Source organism: Marivita cryptomonadis (assembly GCF_002115725.1).
Lineage (GTDB): Bacteria > Pseudomonadota > Alphaproteobacteria > Rhodobacterales > Rhodobacteraceae > Marivita > Marivita cryptomonadis.
Genome location: NZ_JFKD01000004.1, coordinates 82500 through 100861, shown reverse-complemented (window position 1 = coordinate 100861; position 18362 = coordinate 82500). Strand labels below are relative to the sequence as shown.

Below are 18362 nucleotides of genomic sequence, written 5' to 3'. Positions count from 1 at the left end.
TAAGGAAGACGCCTGCAATGCGACTGATTGGAATCCTCGGAGGATATGCCTGCCTTGGCCTGTCGTTCCTGATCGTGTTCGAAATCCTCGCGCGCAAGCTGTTCAACTTTTCGCTTCAGGGTGTGGACGAGATCGGAGGCTATGTCGTCGCGGTTGCGGGCACCTTCGGCATGGCGCTGGCTGCGGTTGAGCGGGCCCACACGCGCATTGACGTCCTGCTGCTGCGTCTACCGTTCAAGATGCAGGCCGCGCTCAACCTGCTGGCCTATGTCGCGCTTGGACTGGGGGCTGCCTTCATGGCCTATATGAGTTGGCAGACCTTGTCGGAAAGCCTTCTGTTCAACTCTGTCTCGTCCAGCCCGTTGCAGACACCGCTATGGATTCCGCAATCACTATGGGTGGCGGGTCTGGTTGTCTTCGCCATCGCAGCACTCTGGTCCGCCTGCCGGGGCGTTTTTGCCTTGCGAAATGGACTGGAGGCCGCAAGCCGGGCATTGGCCCCGCCCAGCATCGCAGAAGAAATCGAAGAGGCCCGCAAATGATCGACGTCACCGGCGCAACCATCGGGTTCGTGATCATGCTTGGCCTGATGTTCATCGGCCTGCATGTCGGCATTGCGATGCTGGCCACAGGTATTCTGGGTGCACTGGTCTATTTCGGCCCGCCGGTTCTGATGTCCTTTGGCACGAACCTTTGGGCGACGATGAACGACTTTCTGCTAACGACAATCCCGCTTTTCGTGCTGTTGGGTGAAATCCTGCTGCGCGCAGGGATCACCCGCAATATGTATGACAGCCTGTCAGACTGGCTGAGCCGCCTGCCCGGTGGACTGCTGCACACCAATATCGGCGCGTGTGCGATGTTCTCGGCCGTGTCCGGATCTTCCGTCGCGACAGCCGCCACCATTGGCACCGTGGCCTTGGACGAATTCAAACGCCGCGCCTATCACGAACCCTTGGTGCTTGGCACCATCGCGGCGGGGGCGACGCTTGGCATTCTCATTCCTCCTTCGGTGAACCTGATCATCTATGGCGCGTTGACCAACACCTCGATTGGGCAGCTTTTTGCGGCGGGCATCCTGCCGGGTTTGATGCTCACGGCACTCTTCATGCTGATCATCGCACTGATCGTGTTGCTGCGTCCGTCATTGGCCGAACCTGTGCAACCCCCTGCCTCGCGTGCCGACCGGTTGCGCCGTCTGCGTCACCTGCTGCCACCGTTGGCGATCTTCGTGGTCGTCATGGGCGCCATCTATGGCGGCTGGGCCACCCCGACCGAAGCCGCCGCAATCGGCGTGGTCATGGCATTCGGGCTGGCGTGGAGCAACAAGGCGCTCAGCTTTGTCATGCTACACGCTGCCTTTATCGCGACGATCAAGACCTCAGCGATGCTGCTGTTCATCATCACCGCCGCATTCTTTCTGAACTTCATCGTCGGATTGCTGGGCGTGCCCCAAGCGATGAGCCGGGTCGTCACCAACCTTGGCCTTTCGGCGACCGAGATGATCCTGATCCTTGTCCTGTTCTATCTGGTCATGGGGTGTTTTCTGGAAACCCTGTCGATGATGGTGGGCACGATCCCGGTCGTGATGCCGGTTATCCTGCATCTGGGCATTGACCCGGTCTGGTTCGGGATCTTCCTTGTGATCATGATGGAGCTGGCGTTGATCACGCCCCCGGTTGGCATGAACCTTTATGTTGTCCAAGGCGTGCGCGGACGCGGAGAGCTGGCGGATGTCTATCGCGGCATCCTGCCGTTTGTGTTCGCGATGCTTGTGATGATCGGGCTGATCATCATCTGGCCGCAGATCGTACTGGTGGTTCCGGAGTGGCTCTATTGACCCCGCTTGACCGAGCAGAACGGCTTTTCGCCGAATTGGCAACGCTCAGCGCCGATGTGCCGGGGGTGACCCGGGCCAGCTTTGGCCCGGTCGAAGACGCCGCCCATGCGATGATCACCCGCGAGGCCGTGGCGCTGGGGTTGGAAACCCGGACCGACGCGATCGGCAACCTCTACGTGACCTTGCCCGGAGCAGACCGCGACGCCCCTGCGCTTATGACCGGATCCCATCTCGACTCGGTCCCGCATGGCGGGAATTTCGATGGCGCGGCCGGAGTTATCGCCGGATTGGTACTGCTTGAGCGGCTGCGCGACGGGCCTCAGCCCCCGTGCGACGTGACGTTGATGGCCATTCGCGCAGAAGAAATGATCTGGTTCCCTGAACATTACCTTGGCAGCCGCGCCGCGTTTGGTGTGCTGCCCACAGACGCGCCGGACCGCGTGAAGCGCAGCGATACGGGCCGCAGTCTGGCAGAGCACATGACCGAAGCCGGATTTGATCCGCAGACGATCCGCGACGGTCAGCCCCAGCTTGACCCCAATCACATCGCCGCCTTTGTCGAAGTCCACATCGAACAAGGCCCGGTGCTGATCGAAGCCCAGCGCCCGGTGGGCATTGTCACGGCAATCAGGGGCAACATCCGGCACAGGTTCTGCCGGATTGAGGGTGAAACAACACATGCGGGCGGTGTTCCGCGCCAAAGCCGCAGGGATGCGGTTCTGGCTGGCGCAGAATTGGTCCACGCGATGGAGACCTATTGGCTTGAGGCCGAAGCCAAGGGCGATGACATGGTGCTGACCTTGGGGGAATTCACAACCGACGCCAAATTGCATGGCATCACCAAGGTGCCCGGTCTTCTGACCTTCACACTGGATGTGCGCAGTCAGGACGACACCGTTCTAAACCTCTTCGAACATTGGGTGCAGAAACAGGCCAGTGACATCGGCGAACGCCGTGGCGTACGGATTGATCTTGGGCCGTACACGCAAGCCGCCGCCGCGCCGATGACCGCCAGCATCAGGCGTGGCCTGGTCATCGCGGCAGAGCAGTGTGCCATCGACATCCTCGAATTGCCGTCAGGCGGTGGGCATGATTGCGCGACCTTCGCAGACCAGGGAGTGCCATCAGCGATGGTGTTCATTCGAAACGAGAATGGCAGCCACAACCCCGCAGAGGCGATGGACCTCAGCGATTTCGGTCACGCCTGTGACGTGCTTTATGCTTGGGCGCGCAGTTACCTGAAGGTGTAAGCGGTTCGGGCCGTATCAGGCGTCCCGCTCCATAATCCATTCCACTTCGGGCGCAGCCACAAAGCGCCACTTGCGCAGCGGACCGGCCATGACGTTGAGGTAATACATCTCAAACCCATAAGGTGCCCCGCAAGGGTGATGCCCGCGCGGGACAAGCACCACGTCGCCATCGCTGACTGCCATGGTTTCATCCAACTGACCGTCGTCAGTATAGACGCGCTGAATACCGAACCCGTTGCCGGGGTTGATGCGGTGGTAATAGGTTTCTTCAAGATAGGTGATGCGCGGAAAATCGTCTTCGTCGTGGCGGTGGCTGGGATAACTGGACCAATGGCCGTGCGGCGTAAAGACTTCGGTGACCAGCAGGCTGTCGGCGTAGTCTTCGTTCTCCATCGCGATGTTGTTGATATAGCGGGTGTTCACGCCCTTACCCCGTTCCGTGAGCGTGATCCCATCCGGTCCGATCCGACGTGCCTCGTGCCCGCCAATACCGGGAGCCGAGCAAACCGCAACCGTACACGCGGTTACGGCTGTGGCATTCCAGTCCGATCCATTTGGTAGGTATAGGCAATGCGGTGGCGTTTTTTCGAACACATCCATCCGGTCGCCCAGAACGCCCCAATCCTGCCCGGCACCACTGATGCTGGCCTTGCCCTCGACCATGACAAGGATCACCTCGCGGTCGCCAGTGACCTCGCTCACAGTCTCGCCTTCACGCAGCCTGTAGAGGGAGAATCCGACATAGCGCCACCCGGCAGAGGCAGGCGTAATCTCGTGTACCTTTCCGTGAGTACCAAAGGGTTTGCGCAGAAGATCGGGCATATGTCTTATCCTTCTGGGGCTCCGGGACGCCGATGCGACGCCCCGAAGCAGGGAGGTTCCAGGATCACGCCGCCTGACGGGCGGACATCTGACCAAGGGCGTCGGACAGCTGATCCGTCGTCCAGCCTTCTGACACGGCACGGCGCATCAGGTCGGCCTGACTTTCGGGTGCAAGGCCACCCACCGGCGGGTCGGTGTCCAGATTGGTCGGAAAGCTGTAGCCCTCGGCACAGGCCGCAATCGCCGCGTCCAGTTCCGGGGCCGTCAACCGCCCCCCCTGTTTCAAAGCGACAAGCGCCGGGAACAGGGCCGCTGTCATCGACCGACGGTTCACCGCTTCCATCGCCCGGCCAAAGGCCGAGGACACCTGAAGCAGATTTACCATCCGGTTGATATCCGTGCTGCGGTTCTCGCCCGCTGCATGGAAGAGCGCCGGATTGAAGAACACCGCATCGCCCTTTTCAAGCGGCACTTGAACATGCGCCTCTTCGAAATGCTCCCGATGATCCGCCTCGTGAAACCCCAGATACCCTGCCGGATACAGCTGTGAGAACGGCAAGAGCTTGGTCGGACCGCTTTCCAGTGGCATGTCGCAATGGGCCACAGCGCCTTGCAGCGTCAAGGTTGCCGTCACCTCATGCGCATGCGCCGGGTAACGTGCCGACTGGTCGGCCGTCTGGAAACCCAGATGATAATCCCGATGCGCCGATTGCGCCTTGCCGCCGGGTCGCACTTGATTGACCTGCGCGGTCACCTGGTAATTCGGCCCCAACCACGCCTCGCACGCCGCAGCGATGGACGTGTTGCCGTAGTAAAGCGCAAAGCCTTCGGGATCGCGAAGACATTGCTTCTGCAGCGAATTCCAGATCCGATCGTTAGCGCCAGAGGCCGCAAAGTGATCGCCTTTTCCCGCAGCGCCGACCTTTTCATCTGCAATGATTCCATCGAAAACGTCGGACGCCCGGTCGATCACCGACGTGTCGGCATAGGCATGCTTGAGCGCGATCACCCCTGCTGATGAGCGCAGAACATGCGCCCATTCCGCCATCAGCCCACGGCGCTTGTCCGCGTCGTCCAGCGCGGGTCGCAGCGCCGCCATATCATAAAGCGGCACGTTCTTTTCGATGGCAGCGGCATGGGGCAAATCCACCGCCTCAAGCTGTTGCGAGGTCAGCACCTTAAATTCATCCAGATCGCAGGATTCCCGGTCAAAATAGCCGATGTATCCGAATGTCTGATGTCCCATGTCGTCCTCCTATTGCATGGTGTTCAGTGCTGGCCCCAAACCGGGACCGGTGAAACCTTACGGCGCGATCGCCAAACCAGAGGCGCTGGCGACGGCGCGAATGTGGTCATAGCCCATTTTCGAGTAGTCAAAGGGTGGCGCCTTGGCGGGGTCCTGTTCGGCTTCGACGACAATCCAACCATCATAGCTCATCGCCTTGAGCCGATCGGTGATGGCTTGGAAGTCGATGCACCCTTCGGGATCACCCGGCACGGAATAGACGCCCGCCGCGACCCCATCGAGGAAGCTGCGGTCTTCAGTATGGACCCAGTCGAGAACCGGCTGGCGCACATCCTTGAAATGGACGTGGTGGACCCTGTGTCCCCATTTATCCAGTACTGCGAGCGGATCGGCCCCGGCGAAATGCAGGTGCCCGGTGTCATAGAGCAGCGTGAGGTCGTCGGTCGAGCCTTCCATCAGCCAGTCGATGTCTTCGGCATCCTGTACCATTGCCCCCATGTGGTGGTGGTAGGACAGGACGCAGCCCTGATCCGACGACCATTTGGCCAGTTCAGAAAGCTTTGCGCCATAGCCCATGACCTCGTCACGGGAAAGTTTGGGACGCTGGCTGACCGGGCGGTGAATGTCGCCCTGAATGGTGTTGGAGCATTCGGCGTAGACGATGCAGGGCGCATTCAACGCCGCGAATTGTTCGACCTGTTGGCGGATCGCAGCCTTTTCGGTGGCCAGATCGTTGATCATCAGGTTGCCGGAACACCAGCCACCACAAAGCGCCACGCCATAGCGATCAAGATAGGCGCGCAACCCTTCGGTGTCGGCGGGCATACGCCGCCCGCGTTCCACGCCCTGATAGCCGATCCGCCCGGCATCCTCCATCGCGCCTTCGGTGGTGAAGGCCGCCGTAAGGTCCGGCAGGTCGTCATTCTGCCACGCAATAAGGGAAATCCCCAGTTTGACAGCCATCAATCGGCCCTTTGCAGTTTCTTGTTGGTGACAGCTTTCTCATGTGCCGCGCGCACTTCGGCCCGGTCGGACACTTCGGGCACGCCCACTTCCCACCATGTGCCGCCATGCTCGGTCGACGGGTACGGGTCGGTGTCGATGACTACGACATAGGGCACGGTCTGGTTGTGGCGTTTGGCGAGTGCCTCCTCCAATTCCGCGATGGAGCCGACCTTGACGCTGACAGCGCCCATCGCCTCGGCGTGTTTGGCAAAGTCGATAGCGCTGGGATTGGCGTGAACGGCGTGGTCCAGCAGGTTGTTGAACTCGGCCCCGCCGGTGCCCATCTGCAGCCGGTTGATGCAGCCGAAACCCCGGTTGTCGGTGACGACGACAGTGAACGGAATGCCCATCATCGCAGCGGTCGCCATTTCAGAATTGGCCATCATGTAGGTGCCGTCGCCGGTGAAACAGATCACGTCCGCCTCTGGTTGAGCCATCTTGATGCCCATGGCGCCAGCGATCTCGTACCCCATGCAGCTAAAGCCGTATTCCATGTGATAGCTGCCCGGCTTGCCCGCCTTCCAAAGCTTGTGCAATTCGCCCGGCATGGTGCCTGCGGCGCACATCACGACCGTGTTATCGGCGGCGGCGCGTTGGACAGCGCCGACCACTTGCATGTCAGTCGGCAGTTGATTGCCGTCAGGAGCTTCGGTCAGCGGGTCGACTTTGGCGAACCAACCCTCTTTGAGCGAGGTCACAGGCGCATCAGGCGCATAACCTGCCAGTTCGATGGCTAGCTCGGTCAGGCCTGCCTTCGCGTCTGCCTGCACAGGCATCGCGCTGTGTTTCATGGCATCATAGGCCTGCACATTCAGGCTGATGAGTTTGCGTTTCGGGTTGGCAAACAGCCCCCAAGACCCGGTGGTAAAATCCTGAAAACGCGTGCCGATGCCGATCACCACATCCGCCTCGGCACAGGTGGTGTTGGCAGGCTCGCCGCCGGTCACACCGATGGGGCCAAGGTTCAGCGGATGATCCCAAGGCAGCGCGGATTTGCCCGCCTGCGTTTCCACAACAGGGATGTTGTGCGCCTCGGCAAAGGATTTGAGGTCGGCGGTCGCATCCGAATAATGCACCCCGCCCCCGGCCACGATCACCGGGCGTTTGGCAGCGCGGATCACTTCGACCGCACGGTGCAACTCATGCGGATCAGGATGAATGCGGCGGCGGTGCCACACGCGCGGTTCGAAAAAGCTTTCGGGGTAGTCATACGCCTCGGCCTGCACGTCCTGACAGAAGGCCAGCGTCACCGGACCACACTCCGCCGGGTCCGTCATGGTGCGGAAGGCACGCGGCAGTGCTGTGAGGATGTGTTCGGGCCGTGTGATGCGGTCGAAATAGCGGCTCACCGGGCGGAAGCAATCGTTCGCGCTGACCGTGCCATCGCTGAACACTTCGGGCTGTTGCAGCACCGGATCGGGGCCGCGATGGGCAAACACATCGCCGGGCAAGAGCAGCACTGGCAGGCGGTTCACATGCGCGAGCGCGGCGGCGGTGACCATGTTTGTGGCACCGGGTCCGATGGAGGACGTGACCGCCATCGCGCGTGTGCGACGCAACTGCTTGGAGTACGCAATGGCCGCATGCGCCATCGTCTGTTCATTATGCCCGCGATAGGTCGGCAGACTGTCGCGGACGCTGTATAGCGCTTCGCCCAACCCTGCCACATTGCCATGTCCGAAGATGCCCCAGCATCCGGCGATAAAGGTCTCGCCCTCTTCATTGAGCTGTGCTGTCAGGTAGCGCACCAGCGCCTGTGCGGCGGTCAGTCTGATGGTTTTGCTCATGCTGCGTCCTCCTTTGCGCCTCTGCGGGCGTCGTCCCATATGCGGCAAAGCCGAGTGTACCGGTCGGCCATCTGGGTCACGGCCTCGGCATCTGATATCTCACCCTTGAGCCACGCCCGTGCGGCATCGCCAAAAATCGTGCGTCCAACCGCAAACCCTTTGACCAAGGGCTGTTTTGCGGCCAGCGCAAAGCTCGCCACAAGTTCGTCTTCCGGTGCGTCGAGGCCCAACACCACGATCCCGCGCGTGCGGGGATCGTTGCGGGTGATGACGTCAACGGCGTTCTGCCACGCGATGTCGGTCTTGAAAGGCTCCAGCTTCCACCAATCGGGGAAGACGCCCGCATCGTAGAACGTCTGGATCAATGTTGCCGTCGTGTGGTCATCTACCGGGCCGACCTTGGACGGGATCAACTCAAGCAGGAATTCCAGCCCATTGCGCCGCGCGGCGGTGAATAGCCGTTTGACCCGTGCGATCTGCATCTTGGCGGTCTTGTCATCGTCGTCCGGATGGCAGAAGACCAACAGCTTGACCACGTTCTCGCGCGCCCATTCGCGGAACCCGCCAAGGTCGTCGCCCAGTTCCGGCTCAAACTCGATGGGCCGCGATCCGGGCAGTTCGGTGGGCCGTCCGACCCAGAGGCCCGTGCCGCTGGCCCGGTGCAGCGCGCTGCGCCCGATCCGGTTGTCGCAGAGAATGCCATAGCCCACCTGCCCGTTTGCCACCTTGAGGGCCGCGTCAAGGCATAGCTCTTTGAAGGCCGCGCCCTTGTCGGGGGTGTAGCCCGTCATCTGTTCCAGTTGCGAGCGATGATCGAACGCAAAAGTACGCACACTGGACCAGTCGCCCTTGCGGTTCGTGGCCCAATGCACCTGTTCGAGTTCCGCATCGTTGCGCAGATCGGGACGTTTGATGCCACGGTCGAAGAAAAACTGCAGTTCTTCCCAGCTGGGATACGCCGGGGTGCAGCCATGACGGCTGACAGCAAAGGCTCCACAGGCATTGGCGTATTTGAGCGCGGTGGGCCAGTTTTCGCCGTCCAGCCAACCTTTCAGCAGACCGGACATGAACCCGTCACCCGCGCCCAGCACGTTGAACACTTCGATGGGAAAGCCCGGGCCGGTCTGGCCGTCGTCCAGAGAGTCCGGAATGTCGCCCTCAAACGCCACGGCCCCTGCGGCCCCGCGCTTGCAGACCAGCGTCGCGCCCGACACGGCCCGCACCGCACGCAGGGCGGCAATCGTATCGGTCGAGCCGCCCGCGATGTGGAACTCTTCTTCGGTGCCGACGATCAGGTCGAAATAGTGCAGCGTCGATTGCAGCTTGGCTGTGACAGCCGCAGACTCAACGAACCGGCTTTCCCCATCGCCGTGCCCAGCCACACCCCAAAGGTTCGGACGGTAGTCGATATCAAGCGCCGTCTGAATTCCCTCTGCCCGCGCGATCTCAAGCGCCTTGAGCGTCGCCGCTTCGACCCGAGGATGGCTGAGATGCGTGCCGGTGGCGACCACGGCCCGCGCCCGACGGATGAACTCCGGGTCGATGTCATCGACCGTCAGCCCCATATCCGCGCAGTTTTCGCGGTAGAAGATCAGCGGGAACTGCTCTTGATCGCGGATGCCGAGCAGCACCAAAGCAGTCAGGCGGTCGGGGTCGGTCTTGACCCCGGTGGTATCCACCCCCTCTTTCTGCAACTGCTCGCGGATGAAGCGGCCCATATGTTCGTCGCCGACCCCGGTGATGACTGCCGACTTCATACCCAACCGTGCGGTTCCGCAGGCGATATTGGTGGGCGAGCCGCCGATATACTTGTCGAACGACCCCATATCCTCCAGCCGTCCGCCAACTTGTGCGCCGTAAAGGTCTACCGACGATCGGCCAATGGTGATGAGGTCCAAAGTCTTGGTCATGGCTCAGCCCGTGATCTCGGAAAGTTTAACCGCGCGGCCCTCTTTGACCGACAACACTGCCGCATCGGCCAGTGCCAGCGCCATCAGACCGTCCTGCCCCGTCGTCGGTGTCGGTGCGCCATCGGCGACAGAGGCGACAAAAGCCGCGATCTCGTTTTCATAGGCGGCAACGTAACGGGTCATGAAAAAGTTGAGCAGCGGCGGCGTGCCAAAGCCGTCACCATTGGCCAGTTCGATATTGGCTTCGGCCATATTCTTGGCGCTGACCATGCCACCCGAACCTAACACTTCGATGCGCTGGTCATAGCCATAGGTTGCACGGCGGGAATTGGTGATGATCGCCTGTTTGCCGGATGCGGTGCGCAACATGACATTGACGCTGTCAAAATCGCCCGCCTCGCCAATTTTGGGGTCGGTCAGGACCGAAGCCTGCGCCATCACGGTTTCAACCTCTTCGCCCAAGAGCCAGCGAGCCATGTCGAAATCGTGGATGGTCATGTCCCGGAAAATGCCGCCGGACACCTTGATGTACTCCACCGGCGGCGCACCAGGATCGCGTGAGGTGATAGTGATCATTTCGACATCACCCACGCGACCCGCGTCAATAGCGGCTTTGACTGCCATGAAGTCGGGATCAAACCGGCGGTTGAAGCCGACCATGAGTGTCGCATCTTCGGCGGCAACGGTGGCAAGGCAGTCCTGCACCCGCTTCAAGCTCAGATCGACGGGTTTTTCACAGAACATCGCCTTGCCCACCTTTGCGAACTGCTCGATCAGGTCCGCATGGGTGTTGGTCGGGGTGCAGATCAAGACCGCGTCCACGTCCGAGGACGCCGCGATCTCGTCGATGGTGCGGATATCGCAGCCATATTTTTGGGCGACCGATTGCGCCGCCTCGGTCATGGGGTCGGCAATGGCAACCAGTGTGGCACCCGGGGTGGCGGTGACCGCCTTGGCGTGCACTTGGCCGATGCGGCCTGCACCAAGGATGGCAAATCTGACAGTCATGGGTCTTCCTTTGTCCTCCCAAAGCCTTTCGCTTGGGATATTCTTGTTCTGTTGCCGTCAGTGCTCTGGTTGTCCGGTCAAAGCCCGGAGCCGGCACGTTGCGGGCAAAACAGCCTTAGCCGCAGCTTGCCCACAATTCGAGGTTTGTTCGGCGGCTTCGCCTTTGATCAGACCGCTTCCGCCACCTCGTATTCGGGCTGCGTCTTGGCCCCAGTGATATAGGCCACAACATCTTGCCCGTCGGTGTCTTCCTTGCGCAGGTTGGCGCAGATGCGACCCCTGCGGAACACGACGATCCGGTCCACCAGATCCATCACCTGCCGCATGTTGTGACTGATGAGGATCAGGGGCTCACCCTGTTCTTTCAGGGTGCGGATGATGTTTTCCACCTGTGCGGTTTCCTGAACCCCCAAGGCCGCCGTCGGTTCGTCCATGATGGTCAGCTTGGAATGGAAGGTCGCCGTTCTGGCAATCGCCACACATTGGCGCTGACCGCCGGACATGTTCTGGATCGTGTTGCGGATGTTGGGGATCTTCACCGCTGTTTTTTCCAGCGCGGCAATCGTGTCAGCGCGCATCGCCTTGTAGTCAAGAAACCGGAACGGCCCCAGCCAATCGAACTTGGTCTTTTCCCGCCCCAGAAACAGGTTGTCCGACACATCCAGATCATCAGCCAAAGCCAGCGTCTGGAACACCGCTTCAATCCCGGCCTCGCGGGCATCCAGCGGCCCGGCAAAGTGCACCTGTTTGCCGCCGAAATGGATCTCTCCGCGTGTCGGCTGTTCGACCCCCGTGATCTGGCGCACGAAGGTTGATTTGCCCGCGCCGTTGTCGCCCATGATGGCCACGTGTTCACCTTTGCGCAGGGTAAATGTCGCATCCTGCAAGGCGTGCACACCGCCGTAATGTTTGGTCAGGTTGCGGGTCTCAAGAATGATATCTGACATTGTCTCGCCTCCTTATGGCCGCGCGCTTGCGCGTTGTTGCCGCCATTTGTCGAGCACCACAGCGCCAATGATGATCGCGCCCATCGCCATGATCTGAAAGTACGCGTCAAGCTTGATATAGGTGAACCCGGACTGGATCACGCCGAACACCATGGCCCCCAGAACCGTGCCGATGATGGACCCGCGCCCACCAGTCAGGCTGACCCCGCCGATCACCGCCATCGCGATGGCGTAAAGCTCGTAGAACAGCCCCATACCGGATTGCGCCGTGAGGTTTTTGGAGCTGAGGATAATGGCCGCAAACGCTGCCAGCATAGAGGCGATCATGTAGACCATCACCTTGTGCCGTCTGACGTTGATCCCCGACATGCGCGCCGCGTCTTCGTTCGATCCGATGGCATAGGTGTGCTTGCCGTAAACCGTATAGCGCAGCAGCACATGGCACAGGATCGCCAGCATCACGAACCAGACCACCGGCATCATGCCCGCGCCCAAACCAGCGTAGCTTTCGGTCGGGAACGACACGGGCTGGCCACGGGTCCACCATTGCGCGATACCGCGGCAGATCAGGAACATGCCCAGTGTCGCGATGAACGGCGGGATGCGCGTGAAGGCGATGAACATGCCATTGATCGCGCCGATGAAGGCACCGAAGGCCAAACCAACAATGATTGGAATAATCACTGGCAGATCAAAGGCCCACGACCCGAACACCGCTTTGGGGTTGGGGTTGCCGTTGACCAGTTCGGTCTGGGCAAACGACATCACGATCATCGCGGTGGCGGCGACCAATGGCCCCGAGGAAAGGTCGATCCCGCCCGAAATGATAACCTGCGTCACGCCCAGCGAGATGATCCCGATAATCGCCACCTGCAGAATGATGATCTGCAACCGCGCTTCGTTGAAGATGGAATTGAACCGGTCATTGGTGTCGAACAGAAAGCTCTGCCCATTCATGTAGGGCAACACCTGACCGAGCACTTCAAAGATCGCAACGATGATCACAAGCGCGATGAAGATGTTGAATTCGTTGGGCCAGCTGCGCTTGGAACTGTCGTATTTCAGCCCGCCCGTCCCTTGCGTGGTCTCCGCCATGGGTGACACTCCTGATGGATTTGGTCTGCGCCCGAACCGGGCTTCGGTGCTAAAATGGACAGGGCGCAGGATGCGCCCTGCCGTGTCGCTGTGTCAGCAGATCAGTTCTTGCTGAGGAACTCGTCGACATTCGCCGGGGTCACCAGCTTGAACGGGATGTAGACCTTCTGGTCCACGTCTTCGCCACGGGCCAGCGCCAGTGCCGCATCGACCGACCCTTCACCCTGACCAAACGCGTCCTGGAACACTGTTGCATCAAGATCGCCTGCCTGCATCGCAACCAGAGCGTCCTGCGTTGCGTCAACGCCGACCACAACCACGTCTTCCATAGAAATGCCGGAGGCTTTCATCGCCTGGATCGCGCCGATGGCCATTTCGTCATTGTTGGCGAAAACGACCTGGAACTCTTCGCCCGAGGACAGCCAGTTGGTCATGAGATCCTGCGCTTCGTCGCGCGACCAGTTTGCAGTCTGGCGGTCGTTGATCGAGATGAAGTTACACATGTCGATCCCAAGGATATCGTCCACGTCTTTTGTCCGCTGAACAGCCGCTTGGTTCGACAGCTGGCCCATCATCAGGTAGCCCGATGCACCACCGGCATAGCCCATGCCGCGCAGCAATTTGCACGCCTCGAACGCGGCCAATGTGCCGGATTCGATTTCGTTCGACGCCACAAAGGCCTGATTGTCCGGCAGGTTGTCCACGTTGATCGGCTGGCGGTTCACATAGACCAACGGAATGCCTGCGTTGGCTGCGGCCTGTGACATCGCCTCGGTTGCCGACGTGTCGACTGCGTTTACGATGATCGCATCCACACCGGAGGCGATGAAGTTGTTGATCTGGTCCAGCTGCTTGGCCACGTCATCCTGTGCGTCTTCGACCTGAAGGTCGACACCGTCGATGCCTGCCGCGTAATCCACCATACCGTTGCGCATCACGGTCAGAAAGTTGTCGTCGAACCGCGCAATCGACGCACCAATGGTTTCCGCCATCGCGGTGGTCGACATGAGGGCGGCAAGGCCCGCGGCAATAAGGGTTTTTTTCATCAGTCTAGTCCTCCCAAAGTGGTGCCGGCACACCATTTTTACACGCCGGAGCCCCATTCGGGGCAGTTTCCCTTCACTCAGGCGGCCTCTACCGCCAGCTGCGAAGAAATGAACTCGAACGATTTGCGGATCGCGCTTTCAGGATCACGCAGCGCATGTGTTAGCGGTGAAAAGCACTCGTAAGAAATCGGGCCGTCATATCCGGCATCCAGCAAAGCGCGGATCTGTGCGACGTTGCTCAGCCGGTCTTTTTCATCGACCAGAACACGGTGTTCGTCCTCCATCTGGTCGATACCCAATGTCGGATCGACGACCCCCGAGATATGCACGATGCCGGTTTGCGCCGGGAACAACGGGCCACCTTCGGCCAAGGTGTGATGGAACGTGTCATGCACGATCTTGAACACATGCGCGGCGTCCAACGCCTCGATTGTCTCCACCAAGTCTTGTTTGGATCGCAGCGAAGAACGTGGAAAACCCAAAGGTTCGACCAGCGCGATCAGCCCGGCATCGTCGACCATCGGTTTGATATTTTTCAGTGCGATGCGCAGATTGGCGTGCCGTTCCCCGTTGCCGCATTCTGTTCCGTCATTGCGCGGGATCAGGCTGATGGTTTCCGCTCCACAGGCGGTGGCGGTGGCGATCAGGTCGCGCACTTCGGTGGCAATCGCATCTGACCAACTGTTGAACGGATAGACCTGGCTTACACCGACAAGACGCAGCCCGGCATCGCGTGCCATCTTGCCAGCGGTTGCCGCATCGGTCCCGTCAAATAGCGCGCGATCCAGATCGTTGCGTACCTCGACCCCAATGCATTCAAGCGATGCGGCCAGCGCAAGAAACGACTCGTATCCAAGTCGGGGAACCGTCATGTGATTGAGCGCACGCTTCATGTCGATCACATCCTCCCAAATGCTTCGGCCAGTTTGACGCTGGGTAAGCTGTGCGAAGGTTGGGCGATTCCGTCAATCGTTCGACAGTCGCTTTACATCAACCATGATGGATTTCTGCAGATGCAAAATGATGCTTTTACATCACTACAAGATCTCGGGAAGGATGATCCTTGGGTCCAGAAAATGCTGCTCGACCGAGGTCGAGTTCGGGTCGGAACAGGCTTTGATCGCCAAATCGATCATACTTTGACAGACATCCCGAAGCGGCGTTGAAATCGCCATTTGCACATATCCATCCAACAGCCCTGCCCGGCTGTCAGCCGTCACTTCATTGACCACCAGACGCACCTTGCCCGGTGGCCGTACCTCGCGCAGGGCTGCAATCGCACCCTCCATCCCGCCACCCGCGACATAGATCCCGCGCAGGTCGGGGTGACGTTCCAATAGGCTCAAGGTGGCCTCGTAGGTGACTTGCCGGGTTTCAAGATTGACCAGCGTTTCGAGCGTTTCAAAGCTTGGCGCATTCTCTCGCATGAAGGCGCGAAACCCCACTTCGCGCAGGTCGTGGCCATGCCATCTATTACCTCCGACAAAGATCCCAACCCGGCCCGGCGTGGCAGTTTGGGTCAACATCCAAGCAGCTTGCCGACCCACCTTCATGTTGTTTAACCCAATGTAACTACGCCTAATTCCTTGCGCAAAGTCATTGAGAAGCGAAAACACCGGCACATCTTTGGCCTTGAGATCAGACACCACCTTGTCCAGGCTCTGGTGGTTGACAGCGACCGCCGCCACAGCATCGCATTCGGCCCCAAGCTTTTGCAGAAGCTCCGCGAATTCGCTTGGGGACTGCGAATTCGAGAACCGGATGGCAACCTTTCCCCGGATGTCCGTCCGCTCTAAAACCGCCCGTTCGATCTCTGCACGGAACGCCTGATAGAAGTGCTGCTTTTCCTTGAGCAGCACCACACCGATCCGCAGTTCGGGAACAGTCGCATCCAGACGGTGATCCAAGACTCCCCGCGCATGATACCCAACCTCTCGGGCCGCGTCGGCGATCCGGCGCAGGGTTTCTTCACGCACCGTCACACGTCCATTCAGCGCCCTGTCGATGGTCGCGGTGCTAAGACCGGACACACGGGCCACATCTTTGATGGTTGCTCTGCGTGCCATGCCTTGCCTCCGATCTGTAGAAGTACTCACTCCATCACGAATGATGTCTTTTCGGCAAGAGTGCATTTTTGGACTGGGATTTTTGCAACCTGTTGCAAAATCCTGCAACGCCCGGTCAAAATGGTGCAACGCGCAAAAGGAAACACCACGGATGCCCATCACTCTTCAGGACGTTGCACTTCGGGCGGGTGTCTCGAAATCCGCTGTCTCCCGCACCTTTACGCCCGGCGCGTCGGTGTCCGCCAAGACCCGCGCCAAGGTCGAAGCTGCCGCCAAAGAGCTGGGTTACATGCCTAACGTGCTGGCCTCGAGCCTGACAACCGGCCGCACCGCGCTGATCGGTCTGATCTCCAACAACTTCACCAACCCCTACTTTCTTGAGATCTTTGATCTGTTCACCCGCGCCCTGCAAAAAGCGGAATTGCGCCCCTTGCTCATCAATCTCAGCGCCGAAGAAGACGCGAGCCGGTCACTGTCCATGCTGCGGCAATACAATGTTGACGGGGTGATCGTCGCCTCCTCCACCCTGCCACCCGATTTTGCCAAGGTGTTTCACGACGCGGGCATCCCCGTGGTCCATGCTTTTGGCTGGTCCTCCGAGGCGCCGCAAACCGGGCGGGTGAGCATCGACAATACCGAAGCCGGGCACCTTGCCGCCGTGACACTGATCGAACGCGGCTATCGGCAGGTCGGGTTTCTGGGGGGGCCGCAAAACGCGGCCACAACCGCCGACCGTTTGCGCGGGTTTCAGACCGAGCTTCTGACACATGGCTTGGCCCCGGAGGTTGAGTTCGCCACCGCCTATTCTTACGAGGCCGGGCGCGTCGCCATGACCCGCGCGCTGGATTCCGTACCCGAAGTCGAAGCGTGGTTCTGCGGCGACGATGTGATCGCCATCGGCGCAATGGACGCGGCCACTGCTTTGGGCCGCAGCATTCCGTCAGACATCGGCTTTATCGGCCTCAACGATATGAACATGGCCGGTTGGGACCGCATTGCACTGACTACGATCCGCCAACCGGCACAGCAGATCGTAGCCACATCGGTCGACCTGATCCGTCAAGGCATCGCTGACCCGGCGACCGAGCCACAGATGGTCCTGTTGCCCTGTACCTTGATCGACCGGAAAACGCTGCGCGCCAAACCCTGACGCGCAGCCTTTGTTTATGTGCGGAACATCGGCGGGCGGGCATCCACCCATGCGCCTTGGGCCTTGCCGCTTTGCGCCACGGCAAACACCGCCGCCATCGACCGCAATCCGTCTTCTGCACGCGGATAAAGGTTCGCCGCCGGATCCATCGCGCGGCCGTCTTTCTCGGCCCGGATCGCCTCGGCCAGATCGGCATAAATGTTGGCAAAGGCCAGCGGCATCCCTTCGGCATGACCGATGGTGACACGGCTGGTGCGGTCGGCCTCGGGCGATAGGTTCGCCTCACCGCGTTCGATCACCTGCAAACGCTGGCCCAGCGGCATGTAGTAGAGCTGGTTCGGCTGTTCCTGCGCCCAGCGCAATCCGCCCTTTTCGCCGAAGACCTGGATCGACAGACCGTGCTGATTGCCCAGCGCGATGGACGAGGTCCAGAGCCGCCCCACCGTGCCGCCATCAAACCGCAGGTTCAGCATGGCGTCGTCTTCGAGAACGCGGCTCTCGATGCAACTCACCGTATCGGCGCTCATGCGGTCAACCTCCTGCCCGATGACAAACGACGCCATGTGCAGCGCGTGAATACCGCAATCGGCAAACTGCGCGCTGACGCCGGCTTGCGCCGGATCATAACGCCAGCGCACACGGGGGTTGTCGGCATCGGCGGCATCGGCGTGATGGCCGTGGGCGAACTCGGCCTTGACCAGCCGGATGCGTCCCAGATCGCCCCGCGCCACCATCGCACGCATGTGACGGACAAGGCTGTAACCGGTATAGCCGTAATTCACCGCGCAGATGCGTCCGGTGGATTTTGTCAGGCGCACGATCTCTTCGCCCTCTTCGACGGTCATGGTCATGGGCTTTTCGCAGAGCACATGAAACCCGGCTTCAAGAAACGCCTTTGTGATCTCGAAATGCGTGGCATTGGGGGTGGCGACCGTCACCAGATCAATCCGGTCGTCCCGGCCCTTTTCGCCCGCCAGCATCTCGCGCCAATCGCCATAGGCGCGATCCTCGGCCAGGCCCAGCCGTTTGCCATAGTCGCGCCCAGCGTCGGGCCGGTGATCCAGCGCACCTGCCGTAAACTCGAAATGCCCGTCAAGCCCCGCGCCCAAGCGATGCGCCGGGCCGATCTGGCTGCCTTCGCCGCCACCGATCATGCCCCACCGAAGCTTTGCCATTCTGTTCGTCCTTTC

General features: G+C 60.5%; 16 protein-coding genes. 4 read left to right on the top strand and 12 right to left on the bottom strand.

What is annotated here, in order from left to right; genetic code table 11:
- Window positions 1-17 precede the first annotated feature (17 nt).
- From MCRY_RS05900 to MCRY_RS05890, 3 genes are read left to right on the top strand one after another with little or no spacing between them, the layout of a single operon-like run.
- A complete protein-coding gene (locus MCRY_RS05900; RefSeq protein WP_085628566.1) occupies window positions 18-542 on the top strand; it encodes a TRAP transporter small permease subunit in 525 nt (174 codons plus the stop codon).
- Window positions 539-1840, top strand: coding sequence for a TRAP transporter large permease (locus MCRY_RS05895; RefSeq protein WP_085628565.1), 1302 nt, complete (start codon window positions 539-541; stop codon window positions 1838-1840). Before MCRY_RS05900 ends, MCRY_RS05895 begins: the two co-directional genes overlap by 4 nt.
- Entirely contained in the window at window positions 1828-3090 is a 1263-nt protein-coding gene (locus MCRY_RS05890; protein ID WP_085628564.1) for a hydantoinase/carbamoylase family amidase, read from the top strand. The genes MCRY_RS05895 and MCRY_RS05890 overlap by 13 nt, the downstream gene beginning before the upstream one ends.
- A 15-nt stretch (window positions 3091-3105) precedes the next feature.
- On the opposite strand, the gene iolB is transcribed toward MCRY_RS05890, so the two are convergent.
- From iolB to MCRY_RS05835, 11 genes are all read right to left on the bottom strand, one after another.
- On the bottom strand, window positions 3106-3912 hold the full coding sequence (iolB, locus tag MCRY_RS05885) for a 5-deoxy-glucuronate isomerase (RefSeq protein WP_085628563.1): 807 nt from the start codon (window positions 3910-3912) through the stop codon (window positions 3106-3108).
- Between the two features lie 64 nt (window positions 3913-3976).
- Window positions 3977-5158: a phytanoyl-CoA dioxygenase family protein gene (locus MCRY_RS05880; protein ID WP_085628562.1), complete on the bottom strand. Its 1182-nt coding sequence runs from the start codon at window positions 5156-5158 to the stop codon at window positions 3977-3979.
- Window positions 5159-5215: 57 nt separating this feature from the next.
- Window positions 5216-6121, bottom strand: coding sequence for a myo-inosose-2 dehydratase (gene iolE / locus MCRY_RS05875; protein WP_085628561.1), 906 nt, complete (start codon window positions 6119-6121; stop codon window positions 5216-5218).
- A complete protein-coding gene (gene iolD / locus MCRY_RS05870) occupies window positions 6121-7950 on the bottom strand; it encodes a 3D-(3,5/4)-trihydroxycyclohexane-1,2-dione acylhydrolase (decyclizing) (protein ID WP_085628560.1) in 1830 nt (609 codons plus the stop codon). Before iolD ends, iolE begins: the two co-directional genes overlap by 1 nt.
- The gene (locus tag MCRY_RS05865) at window positions 7947-9860 is read right to left on the bottom strand and encodes a bifunctional 5-dehydro-2-deoxygluconokinase/5-dehydro-2-deoxyphosphogluconate aldolase (RefSeq protein ID WP_085628559.1); all 1914 of its coding nucleotides are present in this window, start codon (window positions 9858-9860) and stop codon (window positions 7947-7949) included. Before MCRY_RS05865 ends, iolD begins: the two co-directional genes overlap by 4 nt.
- A gap of 3 nt (window positions 9861-9863) precedes the next feature.
- Window positions 9864-10868: an inositol 2-dehydrogenase gene (gene iolG, locus MCRY_RS05860; protein WP_085628558.1), complete on the bottom strand. Its 1005-nt coding sequence runs from the start codon at window positions 10866-10868 to the stop codon at window positions 9864-9866.
- A gap of 167 nt (window positions 10869-11035) precedes the next feature.
- A complete protein-coding gene (locus tag MCRY_RS05855) occupies window positions 11036-11815 on the bottom strand; it encodes an ATP-binding cassette domain-containing protein (RefSeq protein WP_085628557.1) in 780 nt (259 codons plus the stop codon).
- Window positions 11816-11827: 12 nt separating this feature from the next.
- Entirely contained in the window at window positions 11828-12910 is a 1083-nt protein-coding gene (locus tag MCRY_RS05850; protein WP_085628556.1) for an ABC transporter permease, read from the bottom strand.
- 101 nt (window positions 12911-13011) lie between these two features.
- Window positions 13012-13956, bottom strand: coding sequence for a sugar ABC transporter substrate-binding protein (locus MCRY_RS05845; protein WP_085628555.1), 945 nt, complete (start codon window positions 13954-13956; stop codon window positions 13012-13014).
- Between the two features lie 77 nt (window positions 13957-14033).
- Window positions 14034-14849 (bottom strand): TIM barrel protein, encoded by an 816-nt coding sequence (locus tag MCRY_RS05840; protein WP_085628554.1) that lies wholly within the window; start codon window positions 14847-14849, stop codon window positions 14034-14036.
- A 144-nt stretch (window positions 14850-14993) separates the two neighbouring features.
- Window positions 14994-16022 carry a LacI family DNA-binding transcriptional regulator gene (locus tag MCRY_RS05835; protein WP_085628553.1) on the bottom strand — a complete coding sequence of 343 codons (1029 nt, stop codon included), beginning with the start codon at window positions 16020-16022 and terminating at the stop codon, window positions 14994-14996.
- A 151-nt stretch (window positions 16023-16173) separates the two neighbouring features.
- Here MCRY_RS05835 and MCRY_RS05830 point away from each other — a divergent pair, with 151 nt between their 5' ends.
- The gene (locus tag MCRY_RS05830; RefSeq protein WP_085628552.1) at window positions 16174-17172 is read left to right on the top strand and encodes a LacI family DNA-binding transcriptional regulator; all 999 of its coding nucleotides are present in this window, start codon (window positions 16174-16176) and stop codon (window positions 17170-17172) included.
- A 14-nt stretch (window positions 17173-17186) separates the two neighbouring features.
- Here the strand turns inward: MCRY_RS05830 and MCRY_RS05825 are convergent, their stop codons facing one another.
- Entirely contained in the window at window positions 17187-18347 is a 1161-nt protein-coding gene (locus tag MCRY_RS05825) for a Gfo/Idh/MocA family protein (RefSeq protein WP_085628551.1), read from the bottom strand.
- Window positions 18348-18362 lie beyond the last annotated feature (15 nt).

Excerpts from the sequence above, each read along its gene's own strand:
- MCRY_RS05865 (WP_085628559.1), bottom strand. The coding sequence starts at position 9,860 with ATGACCAAGACTTTGGACCTCATCACCATTGGCCGATCGTCGGTAGAC.
- MCRY_RS05895 (WP_085628565.1), top strand. The coding sequence starts at position 539 with ATGATCGACGTCACCGGCGCAACCATCGGGTTCGTGATCATGCTTGGC.
- MCRY_RS05830 (WP_085628552.1), top strand. The coding sequence starts at position 16,174 with ATGCCCATCACTCTTCAGGACGTTGCACTTCGGGCGGGTGTCTCGAAA.
- MCRY_RS05900 (WP_085628566.1), top strand. The coding sequence starts at position 18 with ATGCGACTGATTGGAATCCTCGGAGGATATGCCTGCCTTGGCCTGTCG.
- MCRY_RS05825 (WP_085628551.1), bottom strand. The coding sequence starts at position 18,347 with ATGGCAAAGCTTCGGTGGGGCATGATCGGTGGCGGCGAAGGCAGCCAG.
- MCRY_RS05855 (WP_085628557.1), bottom strand. The coding sequence starts at position 11,815 with ATGTCAGATATCATTCTTGAGACCCGCAACCTGACCAAACATTACGGC.
- MCRY_RS05835 (WP_085628553.1), bottom strand. The coding sequence starts at position 16,022 with ATGGCACGCAGAGCAACCATCAAAGATGTGGCCCGTGTGTCCGGTCTT.
- iolD (WP_085628560.1), bottom strand. The coding sequence starts at position 7,950 with ATGAGCAAAACCATCAGACTGACCGCCGCACAGGCGCTGGTGCGCTAC.
- iolE (WP_085628561.1), bottom strand. The coding sequence starts at position 6,121 with ATGGCTGTCAAACTGGGGATTTCCCTTATTGCGTGGCAGAATGACGAC.
- MCRY_RS05845 (WP_085628555.1), bottom strand. The coding sequence starts at position 13,956 with ATGAAAAAAACCCTTATTGCCGCGGGCCTTGCCGCCCTCATGTCGACC.
- MCRY_RS05850 (WP_085628556.1), bottom strand. The coding sequence starts at position 12,910 with ATGGCGGAGACCACGCAAGGGACGGGCGGGCTGAAATACGACAGTTCC.
- MCRY_RS05840 (WP_085628554.1), bottom strand. The coding sequence starts at position 14,849 with ATGAAGCGTGCGCTCAATCACATGACGGTTCCCCGACTTGGATACGAG.
- iolB (WP_085628563.1), bottom strand. The coding sequence starts at position 3,912 with ATGCCCGATCTTCTGCGCAAACCCTTTGGTACTCACGGAAAGGTACAC.
- MCRY_RS05880 (WP_085628562.1), bottom strand. The coding sequence starts at position 5,158 with ATGGGACATCAGACATTCGGATACATCGGCTATTTTGACCGGGAATCC.
- iolG (WP_085628558.1), bottom strand. The coding sequence starts at position 10,868 with ATGACTGTCAGATTTGCCATCCTTGGTGCAGGCCGCATCGGCCAAGTG.